Origin of the sequence: Micrococcus sp. KRD070, from assembly GCF_017168435.1 — a bacterium.
In the GTDB taxonomy this organism is placed as follows: domain Bacteria; phylum Actinomycetota; class Actinomycetes; order Actinomycetales; family Micrococcaceae; genus Micrococcus; species Micrococcus luteus.
The window spans coordinates 1-13,983 of record NZ_JABFNH010000023.1; the positions used below are offsets into that span (position 1 = coordinate 1).

At 71.0% G+C, this 13,983-nt stretch carries 14 protein-coding genes; 6 read left to right on the forward strand and 8 right to left on the reverse strand.

Features of this window, described 5'->3' with window-relative positions; all coding sequences use genetic code 11:
• Positions 1-112: 112 nt before the first annotated feature.
• On the reverse strand, positions 113-922 hold the full coding sequence (locus J1M38_RS09410; protein ID WP_206481399.1) for an N-6 DNA methylase: 810 nt from the start codon (positions 920-922) through the stop codon (positions 113-115).
• Positions 923-1,021: 99 nt separating this feature from the next.
• On the opposite strand from J1M38_RS09410, the gene J1M38_RS09415 reads away from it, so the two are divergent.
• Positions 1,022-2,170: an ImmA/IrrE family metallo-endopeptidase gene (locus J1M38_RS09415; RefSeq protein ID WP_044659831.1), complete on the forward strand. Its 1,149-nt coding sequence runs from the start codon at positions 1,022-1,024 to the stop codon at positions 2,168-2,170.
• Positions 2,167-2,670, forward strand: a complete 504-nt coding sequence (locus J1M38_RS09420; protein WP_044659832.1) for a DUF4411 family protein — start codon at positions 2,167-2,169, stop codon at positions 2,668-2,670. The genes J1M38_RS09415 and J1M38_RS09420 overlap by 4 nt, the downstream gene beginning before the upstream one ends.
• 111 nt (positions 2,671-2,781) lie before the next feature.
• Here J1M38_RS09420 and dnaB read toward each other — a convergent pair whose 3' ends face one another.
• Complete coding sequence (gene dnaB / locus J1M38_RS09425; RefSeq protein WP_095353546.1) at positions 2,782-4,113, reverse strand: replicative DNA helicase; 1,332 nt, start codon at positions 4,111-4,113, stop codon at positions 2,782-2,784.
• Positions 4,114-4,891: 778 nt separating this feature from the next.
• Between dnaB and J1M38_RS09430 the strand changes: the two genes are divergently transcribed.
• A complete protein-coding gene (locus J1M38_RS09430; protein WP_206501234.1) occupies positions 4,892-6,085 on the forward strand; it encodes a CoA transferase in 1,194 nt (397 codons plus the stop codon).
• Positions 6,086-6,110: 25 nt separating this feature from the next.
• Positions 6,111-7,337 (forward strand): acyl-CoA dehydrogenase family protein, encoded by a 1,227-nt coding sequence (locus J1M38_RS09435; protein ID WP_041102466.1) that lies wholly within the window; start codon positions 6,111-6,113, stop codon positions 7,335-7,337.
• A 15-nt stretch (positions 7,338-7,352) separates the two neighbouring features.
• Here J1M38_RS09435 and rimK read toward each other — a convergent pair whose 3' ends face one another.
• Positions 7,353-8,588, reverse strand: a complete 1,236-nt coding sequence (gene rimK / locus J1M38_RS09440) for a 30S ribosomal protein S6--L-glutamate ligase (RefSeq protein WP_036314384.1) — start codon at positions 8,586-8,588, stop codon at positions 7,353-7,355.
• A gap of 27 nt (positions 8,589-8,615) precedes the next feature.
• On the opposite strand from rimK, the gene J1M38_RS09445 reads away from it, so the two are divergent.
• Both J1M38_RS09445 and J1M38_RS09450 read left to right on the forward strand, forming a co-directional pair.
• A complete protein-coding gene (locus J1M38_RS09445) occupies positions 8,616-9,146 on the forward strand; it encodes an ATP-dependent zinc protease (RefSeq protein ID WP_043276131.1) in 531 nt (176 codons plus the stop codon).
• Positions 9,143-10,258 carry a succinylglutamate desuccinylase/aspartoacylase family protein gene (locus J1M38_RS09450; protein ID WP_044659958.1) on the forward strand — a complete coding sequence of 372 codons (1,116 nt, stop codon included), beginning with the start codon at positions 9,143-9,145 and terminating at the stop codon, positions 10,256-10,258. The genes J1M38_RS09445 and J1M38_RS09450 overlap by 4 nt, the downstream gene beginning before the upstream one ends.
• A 40-nt stretch (positions 10,259-10,298) precedes the next feature.
• Here J1M38_RS09450 and J1M38_RS09455 read toward each other — a convergent pair whose 3' ends face one another.
• The 5 genes from J1M38_RS09455 to rpsF form a co-directional block, all read right to left on the reverse strand.
• Positions 10,299-11,522, reverse strand: a complete 1,224-nt coding sequence (locus tag J1M38_RS09455; RefSeq protein ID WP_241246615.1) for an MFS transporter — start codon at positions 11,520-11,522, stop codon at positions 10,299-10,301.
• Positions 11,523-11,625: 103 nt separating this feature from the next.
• Positions 11,626-12,087, reverse strand: a complete 462-nt coding sequence (gene rplI / locus J1M38_RS09460) for a 50S ribosomal protein L9 (RefSeq protein ID WP_002857787.1) — start codon at positions 12,085-12,087, stop codon at positions 11,626-11,628.
• A 28-nt stretch (positions 12,088-12,115) separates the two neighbouring features.
• Positions 12,116-12,355 carry a 30S ribosomal protein S18 gene (gene rpsR, locus J1M38_RS09465; protein ID WP_002857788.1) on the reverse strand — a complete coding sequence of 80 codons (240 nt, stop codon included), beginning with the start codon at positions 12,353-12,355 and terminating at the stop codon, positions 12,116-12,118.
• Between the two features lie 231 nt (positions 12,356-12,586).
• Positions 12,587-13,186 (reverse strand): single-stranded DNA-binding protein, encoded by a 600-nt coding sequence (locus J1M38_RS09470; protein WP_135039565.1) that lies wholly within the window; start codon positions 13,184-13,186, stop codon positions 12,587-12,589.
• Positions 13,187-13,318: 132 nt separating this feature from the next.
• The gene (gene rpsF / locus J1M38_RS09475) at positions 13,319-13,624 is read right to left on the reverse strand and encodes a 30S ribosomal protein S6 (protein WP_002857790.1); all 306 of its coding nucleotides are present in this window, start codon (positions 13,622-13,624) and stop codon (positions 13,319-13,321) included.
• Between the last annotated feature and the right edge of the window lie 359 nt (positions 13,625-13,983).

Here is a 13,983-nt window from a genome sequence, read left to right on the forward strand (position 1 = left end):
GTTAGCGTGAGTCATGAGTGGGTCTCTTCTGGCAGGTGGGTTGTTGAGGAACTTCCATCCTGCGGGAGAGGCCCACTCGTCTCATCTCAGCCGGCGCCTCGTGGCAAGAACCTCATGACCCACAACAGCTAGCACCCTGGGCCAGGGAGTCCCGGTACGCGATGTCCGGGGACTCCACCCCGTGCATGAGCATGTTCATGCTGGCGATGCGCAGCATGGTGCTGTCGAAGTCATATCCGTGGAACATGCGCCGGTTGAAGTGCAGCCGCTGGTTCATGTCAAAGAAAAGTTCCGGGTGTTCCTCCCGCAGATACTCCGACGCGCCGACGAGGAACCCTGCCGTGCCACATGCCGGGTCCACGATCACGTCCTCCGGGGTGGGCGCCGTCATCCGCACCATGAGGTCGATGATGTGCCGCGGCGTGCGGAACTGGCCGTTCCGTCCCGCGGTGGAGAGCTTGGAGAGGAGGTATTCGTACAGGTCACCGGTGGTGTCCCGGTTTGTGAGGGGAAGCTTGTCGATCAGATCCACGGCGGTGGCGAGCATGCGCGCGTTGGGGATGGTGAAGCGGGCGTCTCGCATGTGGTGCGCGTAAGTGGAGTCCTCCCCTCCAATCTGCTGGCCGAGACGGCGCAGGAACGGGAAGACCTCGCGGTCCATGCGGGCGAAGAGTTCGTCCGAGGCGACGTTCTTCAGCTGGTGCCAGCGGAGGTGCTGGTGGTCGGCGTCGAAGATCGTCGTCTCCACCGGTTGGTTCGTGCGGCGCGCCTTGGCCTCGGCTTGCGTCTGTGCCTCATCCAGGCGACGCAGGAACAGCAGGTAGGTGATCTGCTCGATCACCTCAAGAGGGTTGCTGATGCCACCCGTGGCGAAGGCGTCCCAGACGCGGTCAACCTGGTTTTTGAGAGTTCCGGTGATCACGACGCGAGTGTACGGGGTGGGGCTTACAGCGTCCGAGGCGATGACTAGGCTGAGCACAGGGCGACACAAAGTCGCCCCGGCCCAGGGAGGAGGCGGTCCATGCCCACGGTGCGCGTCGACGTCGAGCCGGCCGTCCTGCGCTGGGCCCTCGAACGTGGGGGCATCGACCTGGCCAGCGCTACTACCGCACACCCCGACCTCGAGGCCTGGCTCAGCCGGACGAAGAAGCCCACCATGAAGCAGCTGGAACGGTTCGGGCAGAAGGTCCATGTGCCCTTCGGCATGCTGTTCCTCAGCGCTCCCCCGGCGCCGGCACCCATCCCCATCCCTGACATGCGCACGCCGGGCAGCCAGGGCGTGGATCACCCCTCCGCCGAGCTGGTGGACGTCCTGCGGGAGTGCCAGCTCCGCCAGGACTGGTACCGGGACCACATGCTCGCCATTGGCGCCAGCCCCGTGCCCCTCGTGGGCAGCGCCACGCTCCAGAACGATACAGAGGATGCCGGAACACGCCTCCGGGAGATCCTCCACTTGGACGCCCTGTCCGGCGCCGGTGACGCCTTCCGCAGCGCGCTCGTGGGCGCCTTGGAAGAGGCGGGGGTGCTGGTGATGATCAGCGGCTACGTCGGCAATGAGACCCGAAGGCCCCTGAACCCGGACGAGTTCAGGGGCTTCGCCCTGGCCGACGACCTCGCTCCACTGATCTTCGTCAACGGAACCGAGGCCAAGACCGCCCAGCACTTCACCCTCCTCCACGAGACCGCTCACCTGCTCCTCGGACACAGTGCGCTGTCTGATGCCCGCCCCGGACGCCACGCACCCTACGAGGAGGCCTGGTGCAACCGGGTGGCCGCCGCAGCCCTGGTGCCCCGCGTCGTGCTGGAGCAGCAGCAGGAGCGACTCAGCACGGAGTTCGACGAGGTGGTCGCCGATGTGGCCAAACGCTGCCAGGTGAGCCGCGCCGTCGTGGTTCTCCGGATGAAGACCTGCGGACTGATCACCCCTGCGGCCGCCGACGCGCAGCTCGCAGCGCTGGCCCGCATCCCTCACCCCCAGACCCCGGCGCCGAAGGGCGGAGGGGGCGATTATTACCGCACCGCCCGCTACCGCCTCGGCGTCCCGTTCACCACTGCCGTGGTGGCCAGCGCCCGGGAAGGCGGAACCAGCTACCGGGACGCGTTCCGCCTGCTCGGAACCCACAAGCGTGAGGTTATGGACACCCTGGCTCAGAAGATGGCGGCCGCATGATGTTCCTGCTCGACGCCAACACCTTCATCACGCCGAAGAACAGTTACTACGGGTTCGATCTCGCCCCGGGGTTCTGGACGTGGCTGGAGCGCGCTCATGCGGCAGGCTGGGTCGCCAGCGTGGAGGCCGTGCGGCAGGAGCTATGCCGGGGCGGGGATGAACTCGCCACCTGGGCGTCAAACCATCCGCAGCTCTTCCTCCCACCCACGTCAGAGGTGCCCCAGCGCATCGGCGAGTTGGCCCAGTGGACCCTGACCCGTCAGCCCGCGTATCAACAGGCCGCGCAGGACGAGTTTCTGGATGACAGCGCCGATCTGCTGTTGGTGGCGCAGGCTGCATGCATGGACGCCACCGTGGTCACCTTCGAGGTGCCCGCCCCTCAGGCGCGCAAGCGCGTGAAAATCCCTGACGCCTGTGCCGCTCTGGAGACCCGCTGCGTCGACCTGTGGGAATGCATGCGCCAGACCAGACCCCGGTTGACGCTCGACCTCGTGCCCTGAAGAACGATGCACGTCACTGATGCCGTCAGTCGACACAGTGAGTGCCTCACTCGAGTGAGTGACAGGCTCTCTGCACTCACTGACGGGGCGGTTTGGCGTCAGTGACGGCCGTCAGAACCCACCCGGGCCACCACCCGCATCACTCGCCAGGTTCGAGAACCGCGAATAGTGACCCTGGAACCCCACCACAATGGTCTTCGTCGGCCCGTTGCGGTGCTTGGCCACGATCAGGTCGGCCTCGCCGGCGCGCGGGGACTCCTTGTCGTACACGTCCTCGCGGTGCAGCAGGATCACCATGTCCGCGTCCTGCTCGATCGAGCCGGACTCGCGCAGGTCGGACACCTGCGGCCGCTTGTCCGTCCTCTGCTCGGACCCACGGTTCAACTGGCTCAACGCGATCACCGGCACGTCGAGTTCCTTGGCCAGCAGCTTCAGGGCACGCGAGAACTCGGCCACCTCCTGCTGACGGGACTCGACCTTCTTGCCCGAGCTCATGAGCTGCAGGTAGTCCAGCACCACCATCTTGAGGTTGTTCTTCTGCTTGAGCCGCCGGCACTTGGCGCGGATCTCCATCATGGTCATGTTCGGGGAGTCGTCGATGAAGAACGGCGCCTCGTTCAGCCGCCCCACGGTCGCGGCGATCTTGGACCACTGGTCATCCCGGATGGTGCCCTTGCGCAGGTCCTGCAGCGCGATCGTCGCCTCGGCGCTCAAGAGCCTCATGGCGATCTCGTTCTTGCCCATCTCGAGGCTGAAGAACACGGTGGCCATGTTGTGGTGGATGGCCGCGGCCCGCGCGAAGTCCAGCGCGAGCGTGGACTTGCCGACGGCGGGGCGCGCCGCGATCACGATCATCTGCCCGCCGTGCAGGCCCTGCGTCAGCTCGTCGAAGTCGTAGAAGTCGGTGGGGACGCCCGTCAGGCCCTCCCCCTGGTTGCCGGCCGCCTCGATCTCGTCGACGGCGTGCTCCATGATCTCCGCGAGGCGCACGTAGTCCTCGGACTGGCGGTTCTCCGCCACCTTGTAGATCTCGGACTGCGCCTCGTTGACGATCTCCTCGACCTCGCCGTCGCCCTGATACCCCAGCTGGGTGATCTTGGTGCCGGCGGTGACGAGGCGGCGCAGGACGGCCTTCTCCGCCACGATCTCCGCATAGAAGCTGGCGTTGGCGGCGGTGGGCACGGACTGGATCAGCTCGTGCAGCACGGCGGGGCCGCCCACGCGGCTGAGCTCCTGGCGCTTGTTCAGCAGGTCCGCCACCGTGACGGCGTCCGCGGGCTCGCCGCGGCCGTAGAGGTCGATGATCGCCTCGTAGATCATCTCGTGGCTGGGCCGGTAGAAGTCGTGGCCGCGCAGCAGCTCCACCACGTCCGCGATCGCGTCCTTGGAGAGCATCATGCCGCCCAGCACCGAGCGCTCCGCCTCCAGGTCCTGGGGCGGCAGGAAGCGTTCAGAGGAACGGCCGCCGTCGTAGGAGCCCGAGTCTCCGTAGTTCTCAGTCAACGTCCGGAGACTCCCTTCCCACAGCCCGCACGACGGCGGCCCTCGCCGGTCTTCCCGGCCCTGATTCCTCTGTTGTCACCGCCCGTGCCGCCGCACCCTCCTGCAGGCGGACGGTGCGACGGTCCCCGGGGCGACGGTCCGAGCGGATGCGCGCCTGTCAGTGGTCACCTGCGGCCAATACCCGCCCTCGCGTTGGGGATACCACGCGACACTACGCGCGCCGTGGAGGCTGGGCAACCGCGTTTCCCACAGGCCTTGTGGACAACGTGTGGATTCGGCGGCGTGTCGTGTGGATCGCCTGGGGACCGCGCTGGGGACAACCGCTCGGCCACCCCCAGAATCCGGCTCTGACCTGGGACGATGCGATCCCCAGGGCTGTGGAGGAAGATTCTCCACCCCCCTTTCGGCCCCGTCGATCCAACTTGACAGCACCCCCGTTTGCGCCCTCATCACACCGCCTGGTACAGGCCTATCCACACCGTCGTCCACACCCTCCACATCTGTGGACAACTCCTGTGGACAAGGTGCCCGGATCTGGGGACGGCGAAGTTGACAGCGTCTGCCCGCGGCCCCGGGTCCTCCCCGTGCCCACCTCTCCCGGCCGCCCCGGACCGCCCGGCGCCGATGACTCACGCACGTCAGTGACCCGCCCCAGAGTCATTGGACGGAACGCGAGCACGGTGCTTGGGTGGAACCCGTCGTCGTGTCGTCCGCCACAGTGAGGAGTCCGCCGTGCCCCCGGTCACCACCGCCCGCCCCCTCCCCGGCCTCGCTCCCCCTCGACGGCGTCCTCGTCGCCGACTTCTCCCGCGTCCTCGCCGGCCCGCTCGCCACCATGACGCTGGCGGACCTCGGGGCGCGCGTCATCAAGGTGGAGCACCCCGTGCGCGGCGACGACACCCGCGGCTGGGCTCCGCCCCGCTCGGCGACGGGTGCCACCTACTTCGAGTCCGTGAACCGCAACAAGGAGTCGGTCGGCTGGGACCTGAAGGACCCCGAGGACCAGCGGCGGGCCGCCGCCCTGGCCGCCCGGGCCGACGTCGTGGTCCACAACCTCAAGCCCGGCACCATGGAGCGCCTCGGCCTGGGCTACGACGACGTCGCGCGGGAGAACCCGTCCGTGGTCTACGCCGTCGTCTCCGGCTTCGGCGACCGCGAGGGCCGGGACCTGCCCGGCTACGACTTCATCGTCCAGGCCGCGGGCGGGCTCATGAGCATCACCGGCGAACCGGACGCCCCGATGAAGGCGGGCGTCGCCCTCGTGGACGTGCTCACGGCCAAGGACCTCACCGCCGGCGTGCTCGCCGCGCTGCTGCGCCGCGAGCGCACCGGGGAGGGCGCCCACCTGCGGCTGAACCTGCTCTCCTCGCTGCAGGGGGCGCTCGCCAACCAGGGCCAGGCCTGGCTCGGCGCCGGCGTCGCCCCGCGGCGGATGGGCAACGACCACCCCTCGATCGCCCCCTATCAGCTGCTGGCGTGCCGGGACGCGCCGCTCGCCGTCGCCATCGGCAATGACGCGCAGTTCCGCACCTTCGCCGCGGCCCTCGGCGTCCCCGAGCTCGCCCAGGACCCGCGCTTCACCACGAACACGGACCGGGTCGAGCACCGCGAGGAGCTGCGCACCGCCCTGGAGGACGCGCTCTCGGCCGAGACGGCCGCCCACTGGCGGGACGTGCTGCAGGCCGAGCGGCTCCCGGTCGGCCTCGTGTCCACCGTCGCCGAGGGCGTCGAACTGGCCGAGTCCCTCGGCCTCGAGCCGACCGTCGAGGTCCAGGACCGCTCCGGCGCCCCGGCCGGCCGGCAGTTCCGCCACCCGGTGCAGTGGGACCCGCCCGTCGCGCACCCGCGCCACGCGCCGCCCGCGCTCGGCGCGGACACGGCGGCCGTCAACACCTGGCTCGACGCCCGCTGACCACCCCGCAGAGAGGACCCCCACCATGACCACCCCGTTCCACACCGAGGCCGACTCGTTCCTCGGCCGCGCCGACGTCGTCGGCCTGGACTCCCTGTTCTCCGCCGAGGAGAAGGCCGTCGCACTGAAGGTGCGCGGCTTCGTGGACGAGCACATCCGCCCGCACATCGCCCGCTGGTACGACGACGCCGTGTTCCCCCGCGAGATCGTCCCCGAGCTGGGCCGTCTCGGCGTGCTCGGCATGCCCTACGAGGGCCACGGCATGCCCGGCCGCTCGGCGGTGGAGTACGGCCTCGCCGCGCAGGAGCTCGAGGCCGGCGACTCCGGCCTGCGCACCTTCGTCTCCGTACAGGGCTCGCTCGCGATGGGCGCGATCCACAAGCACGGCTCCGAGGAGCAGAAGGCGCAGTGGCTGCCGCGCATGACCGCCGGCGAGGCGGTCGGCTGCTTCGGCCTCACCGAGCCGGGCGCCGGCTCGGACCCGGCCTCCATGACGACGACGGCCCGCCAGGAGCCCGGCGGCGACTGGGTGCTCGACGGGGTCAAGCGGTGGATCGGGCTGGCCACCCTGGCCGACGTCGCGATCATCTGGGCGCAGACCGGCGAGCCCGGCGACGGGCGCGGGGTGCGCGGCTTCGTGGTCCCCACGGACACTCCCGGATTCCGCGCGGAGGCGATCACCCAGAAGCTGTCCATGCGGGCGTCGGTGCAGTGCGAGATCCACCTCGACGGCGTGCGCCTGCCCGCCTCCGCGATGCTGCCGGCCGACTCCGCCGTCGGGCTCAAGGGCCCCTTCCAGTGCCTCAACGAGGCCCGCTACGGGATCATCTGGGGCGCCATGGGCGCCGCCCGCGACTCCTTCGACGCCGTCCTCGACTACGCGATGCAGCGGCAGCAGTTCGGGGTGCCGCTGGCCTCCCACCAGCTGACGCAGGCCAAGCTCGCGGACATGGCCGTGGCCATCGGCAAGGGCTACCTGCTGGCGCACCAGATCGGCCGCGCCAAGGACGCCGGCCCGCTCACCCCCGCCATGATCTCCGCCGGCAAGCTGGACAACTGCCGCGTGGCCATCGGCATTGCCCGGGAGGCCCGCGAGATGCTCGGCGGCAACGGCATCACCCTGGAGCACTCGCCGCTGCGGCACGCGAACAACCTCGAGTCCGTGCGCACCTACGAGGGCACGGACGAGGTCCACCAGCTCACGCTCGGCCGGCACCTCACGGGCATCGGCGCGTTCGCCCCGGCCCGCTGAGCCCCGCGCCCGGGCTCAGGCGTCGTCGGCGGGCGCCTCGGGCGCCGGGGCCTCCTCGGCGACGGAGGCGAGGATCGGGGTGGCCGGCAGCTTCCGCACGCGCTTGGGGCGGCGGGCGCGGGCGGGGATGAGGGCGCGCATGTTCTCGGTCTTGCCGAAGCAGAGCAGCCGGTCGCCCTCCTCGAGGACCTTGGTGTCCGCGGGGTTGGGGAACACGGAGGTGCCGCGGTGCAGGGTGAGCACCTGCAGGTCCTTCGCGAGCAGCCCGGAGTCCTCGATGGACTGGCCCACCCAGCCGGAGCCGGCGTGCACGGTGATCTCACCGACCCCGTACCCGGTGGACACGGCCAGGCGCTGGCGCACGTCGATGTCGGGGAAGCCGGCCTGGTCCGCCACGTAGTCGATGATCGCGCCGGCCACGTCCAGGTCCGTGGCGGCCTCGATGCCCTGCAGCCCCGGGGAGGAGTTCACCTCCATGACCAGCGGGCCGTGCTCGCCCTCGAGCATGTCCACGCCGGCCACGCGCAGGCCCATGATGTGGGCGGCGCGCACGGCGGTCTCCGCGTACTCGGGCGAGAGCTCGACGCGCTCCACGGTGCCGCCGCGGTGCACGTTGGAGCGGAACTCGTCCCCCTGGGCCCGGCGGCGCATCGCGGCCACCACGCGGTCCCCCACCACGAGCGCGCGGATGTCCGTGCCCTTGGACTCCTCCACGAACCGCTGGATGAGCACCTGCTGGTTGGTGCCGTGCAGCGTCTCGATGATCGCCTCGGCCACCTTCTTGGTCGGCGCCAGGATCACGCCGATGCCCTGGGTGCCCTCGAGCAGCTTGATCACCACGGGTGCCCCGCCCACCATGTCGATCGCCGTGGAGACCTCGCCGCGGTTGCGCACGAACACGGTGGCGGGCATGTCGATCTCGTGGCGGGAGAGGATCTGGGTGGCCCGCAGCTTGTCCCGCGAGTTCATGATCCCGGCGGCCGTGTTGGGCGTGTAGACGTCCATCTGCTCGAACTGGCGCACCACGGCGGTGCCGAAGTAGGTCACCGAGTTGCCGATGCGCGGCAGCACGGCGTCGTAGCCGGAGAGGGGGCGGCCGCGGAACATCAGATCGGGCTCGTCCGAGCTGAGGTCGATGCCGAAGCGCAGGGTGTCCAGGACCTTCACCTGGTGGCCGCGCTCGAGCGCCGCGGTCTTGAGGCGCTGCGTCGAGTAGGCGCGCAGGGAACGGGAGAGGATGGCGAGCTTCATGACCGCTTTCCTGGGAGGATGAGGGGCGTGTCTGAATCTAAGCACACGGCCCTGGCCCCCCACGGCGTGCCCCCCACCGACGACGGCGCCGCTCGCCCGGGGCTGGTGGGCTGGCGCGAATGGGTCGGCCTGCCCGCCGCCCACACCCCCTGGATCAAGGCCAAGATCGACACCGGTGCCCGCACCTCGGCGCTCCACGCCTTCGGCATCGAGCGGTTCACCCGCAACGGCGCCGCGTGGGTCCGGTTCGAGGTGCACCCGTGGCAGACCTCGGCCGCGGACGCGCGGACGGCCGAGCTGCCGGTGGCCGATCTGCGCACGGTCCGCTCCTCGAACGGCGAGGCGCAGGAGCGCGTCGTCGTCGTGATGCCGCTGACCCTGGCCGGCCGCACGATCGAGGCGGAGGTGACCCTGACCCACCGCGACGAGATGGGCTTCCGCATGCTCGTGGGGCGCACCGCGCTGGCCGCCGGCGGCCTCCTCGTGGACCCCGCCGCCTCGTACGTGGGCGGGCAGCCTCCGCGCGGCGTGCGCCGCCGGAACCGGGGACGCGCGTGAGCCCTCGCCCCGCCCGCGCCCCCTTCGCGTTCGGCGGGGTCGAGATCCCGGCCGGCCGCCGCCACGAGCTGTCCCTGCCGATCTCCCAGCTCGTCACCGGCGCGGACGTCACCCTGCCCGTGCACGTGCTCCACGGCCGCGAGGACGGGCCCACCGTGTGGGTCTCCGCCGCGATCCACGGGGACGAGGTGGCCGGCGTCGAGATCGTCCGCCGCGTCCTGGAGCGCCTGCAGCCCAGAAACCTGCGCGGCACCCTGCTGGCCGTGCCCATCGTCAACGTGCTCGGCGTCATGGCCGGGGACCGCTACCTGCCGGACCGCCGCGACCTGAACCGCTCCTTCCCCGGCTCCGCCCGGGGCTCCCTGGCCTCGCGCATCGCGCACCTGATGATGACCGAGGTGATCGGCCGCTGCACCGTGGGCATCGACCTGCACACCGGCGCGGACCGCCGCTCCAACCTGCCGCAGATCCGCTGCGACCTGGAGGACCCCCAGACCCGCGCGCTCGCCGAGGCGTTCGGCGCGCCCGTGCTCTTCCACGCCCGCCTGCGGGACGGCTCCCTGCGCGCCGCGGCCCGCGAGACCGGCGCGCGCGTGCTGCTCTACGAGGCCGGCGAGGCCTGGCGGTTCGACGAGTACGCGATCGCCCCCGGCGTGGACGGGGTCCTGCGCGTGCTCGCGGCCCTGGACATGGTGGATCCCGCGGACGTCGGGCTCACCGAGCCCGGGCCGGACGCCGTCGTCGACGCCCCCGGTCCGCTGCCCGGTGAGGTCCCCGAGGAGCGGACCACGGACGTGCCCGAGGCGACCGACGCCACCGGCGAGGACACCGCCGCCGTGCACCCCGACGTCGTCGACGGCGAGCAGGACGCCCCGTACCTGGTGTGGCAGTCCACGTGGGTGCGCGCCCGCGCGGACGGCCTCGTGCACCTGGACGTCTCCCTCGGCGAACGCGTGAGCGCCGGGGACCGGATCGGCGCGCTCTACAACTCGTTCGGCCGCCGCCTCGCGCACGTGAAGGCCGAGCTGACCGGCGTGGTCATCGGCCGCACCGAGGCACCCCTGGTGCACCGCGGCGACGCCCTCGTGCACATCGGGGGATGGGACGCATGAGCAGCGGCGGGGCGCCGTCCGCGCGCCGGAGCCGCCCGGCTCAGGCCGGGGACGGGCGCCGGGCGATGGCCCGGCCGCCGTGCACGAGCCGGTAGTAGAGCAGCAGCGCTACCCCGACCCCGCCGGAGAGCAGGTACATCACCGGGATCCCGACGGCGGCCGCCACCGCGCCGAGCACCATGGGGCCGAGGCCGGTGCCGAGGTCCAGGAGCAGGAAGAACGTGCCCGTGGCGACGCCGATCTCGGTGGGCCGGACCACCTTGATCGCGATCGTCTGGAACACGCTCACCACCGGCCCGTAGGTCAGCCCCAGCAGAGCGCCGGCCACGAGCATGCCCGCCGGCTCCCGCCACAGCGCCAGCACCGCGTAGGAGACGGCCATGCCCGCGAGGATCGGGTAGACGACGGCGTTGTCCCCGTGCCGGTCGTGCAGCACGCCCAGGACGGCGCGGCCCACGATGGTGCCCGCGGCGAAGAGCAGGAAGAACAGGCTCGGCACCATCGCCGGGTAGCCCTGCTGCTGCGCGAACGTGGCCATGAACGCGAGGATGCCGCCGTACATGAACCCGGAGGCCAGGGCCACGCCCGCCGCCGGCGCCACCTCCGCGGAGAACACGTCCGCCCGGTGCAGCCGGAACCGGCCCGTCAGCGGCGGCTCGGGCACGCGCAGGAACAGCGCGATCAGCAGGGCCATGCCCGTGAAGCCGATGCACGCCCGGAACAGGGCGTCGTAGCCGAGGGCCGTGCTCAGCTGCAGGGCCACCATCGGCCCGACGGCGCCCGCGAGCGTCATGGACGTGGAGAACCAGCCGGTGCCCTCGGAGCGGCGCACGGGCGGGACGATCCGCTGCACGGCCGTGGCCAGCACGGTGCCGGCCGCACCGAAGCACATGCCGTTGAGCAGCCGGACCGCGGTCAGCGTGGCCAGGGAGTCCGCCCAGAGGTACGCCGCCGTCGTGAGGACGTAGCAGGCCAAGGCGACGAGCAGGACCCGCCGGCGCCCCCACGCGAAGGTGGCGGGCGTCGTCGTCATGCGGGTGAGGACCGCGCCCAGCACGAACGCCCCCACCACGACGCCGGCCTCCGCGTCCGACGCGCCGAAGGACGTGACGGCGTAGAGCGCCATGGCGGTCATGAGCGTGTAGAAGATCATCGCCACGAACAGGTAGGTCGCGCTGACGAGGATGAACGGGCGCGTCCACAGCGGCGGGCGCGGGGCCGCCGTCGAGCCGGCGAGGTCGGAGGGCGGTGGGGCGGAGGGCATGACCTCCATGTTCCCCCACGGCACGAGGCCCCGGCCCGCTCGTGAAGAGCGGACCGGGGCCTCGGGTGCGCGTCGCGGGCGCGACGGGCTCAGAAGCGGATGATCACTTCTTGGCCTTGGCGGCCACGACCTGCAGCTGGACGGTCGCGATGACGTCCTCGTGCAGGCGGACCTGGGCCTCGTGGTTGCCCACGGACTTGATGTGCGCCGGCAGGGTGATCGAGCGCTTGTCCACGGAACCGAGGCCGGCGGCCTCGATCGCCTCGGCGACGTCGGCGGTCTGGACGGCGCCGAACAGGCGACCCTCCGCACCGGCGGTGCGCTCGAGCTTCACGGTGGCGGACTGGAGCTGCGCGGCCTGGGCCTGCGCGTCCTCCAGGTTCGCCACGGCGCGGGCCGCGCGGGCCTTCTGCAGGGACTCGACCTGCTTCTCCCCGCCCTTGGTCCACACGGTGGCGAAACCGCGCGGGAGCAGGTAGTTGCGGGCGTACCCGTTCTTGACCTCGACCACGTCACCGGAGGTGCCGAGACCGGCCACTTCCTGGGTCAGGATGAGCTTTGCCATCTGGGTGTTCCTTCCTTCGCTCGCTCGATCAGCCGCGGCCGGCGCCGGCGTAGGGCAGCAGGGCCACCTCGCGGGCGTTCTTGACGGCCTGGGCGATCTTGCGCTGCTCCTGGACGGTCACGCCGGTCACGCGACGGGCACGGATCTTCCCGCGGTCGGAGATGAACTTGCGCAGCAGGGCCACGTCCTTGTAGTCGATCTCGGTGATCTTGGCGGCCTTGAGCGGGTTGGACTTCGGTTTGGGCTTGCGGAGTTCAGCCTTCGCCATCGTGGTGCTCCTTCAGAGTTCTCTGGAGCCCGCAGAACGGTTCTGCGGGATGGGATCACGCGGCGTCCCGTGCGGGGCACGGGGCCGTGTGCAGTGCGGCCCGGCGGTGCCGGGTCGCGGGTGGGATGGGCCACCGGGGGCGGCCCTCCGGGCGATGCGCGCCCGGACGGAGAGGTCCGTGGTGTTCCGTGTCCGTCGCGGCCGTGGGGGCCGCGCCCGGTCAGTGCAGGATCAGAACGGGGGCTCGTTGGAGGACGGGGTGTCCCATCCGCCGCCACCGCCGCCGGACCAGGGGTCCTGCGGCGCGGCCTGGCCGCCGCCCTGCTGCTGGCCGCCCCAGCCGCCGCCCTGCTGGGCGCCGCCGAAGCCGCCGTCGTTGTTCCCCCCGAAGCCGCCACCGGCCGGGGCGCCGCCGAAGCCGCCCCCCTGCTGGCCGCCGCCGAAGCCACCGCCGCCGCCACCGCCGCGCTGGGCGCGGGTGACCTTGGCCGTGGCGAACCGCAGCGCCGGGCCGACCTCGTCCACGTCCAGCTCCCAGCTGGTGCGACGGTTGCCGTCCCGGTCGTCGTAGGAGCGCGCCTTGAGGCGGCCCTGCACGATCACGCGCATGCCCTTGGTCAGCGACTCCGCCACGTTCTCCGCGGCCTCGCGCCAGACCGAGCAGCGCAGGAACAGCGCTTCGCCGTCCTTCCACTCGTTGGTCTGGCGGTCGAACGTGCGGGGCGTGGACGCGACGGTGAAGTTCGCGACGGCCGCGCCGTTCGGGGTGAAGCGCAGCTCCGGGTCGGCGGTGAGGTTGCCGACCACGGTGATGACGGTCTCGCCTGCCATGGTCACTCCTGTCTTCGGGGGTTCTGCCGGTCAGTGACCGGATCCGGGGATCCGGGACTGCTCAGCGGGGTTCCGGTGGGGGCGTCGGGGACTGATCCGATGCTCTCAGACCCTCCGGACACGGTACGAGGATCACTCAGCGGTGATCTTCTGCTCCTCCGGACGGATGATCTTGGTGCGCAGGATCGTCTCGTTGAGGTTCAGCAGACGGTCCAGCTCCTGGGTGGCGGCCGGCTCCGACTGGAAGTTGACGACCACGTAGATGGCCTCGGACTTCTTCTGGATCTCGTAGGCGGTCTTGCGGCGACCCCACACGTCGATGTTGTCGACGGTGCCGCCGGCGTTCGTGACGACCTCGAGGTACTTCTTCAGGGTCGGCTCCACGGTGCGCTCGTCGACCTCAGGGTCGATCAGCACCATCAGCTCATAAGCACGCATGCGAACCCACCTCCTCTGGGCTTGCGGCCGCGGTCTCTCCGCGGCAGGAGGTTCTGCGTTCTCCCCTTACGCATGCATCCGCACTCTTCGGCGGCACGCAGGGGATCCCGTCAAGAATACCAGCATTGCGCCTCCGCAGATGAGGTGCCACCCCTAGGGGGCCGTGGGGTGGCCGGGGCTTGCCCTCGGTCGACGACGACGTACCTTGGAAGGAGGACACACATCCTGTGTCACACCCCTCTCACGTTTCGGAGCATCCATGTCAGAGTCCACGTCGGCAGCGCCCCAGCCGTCCCAGTCCGTCCCCTCCCGCCGCCGAGTCGCCAGCAGCCTCGCGTGGGCGGTGCCGACGTGGACTC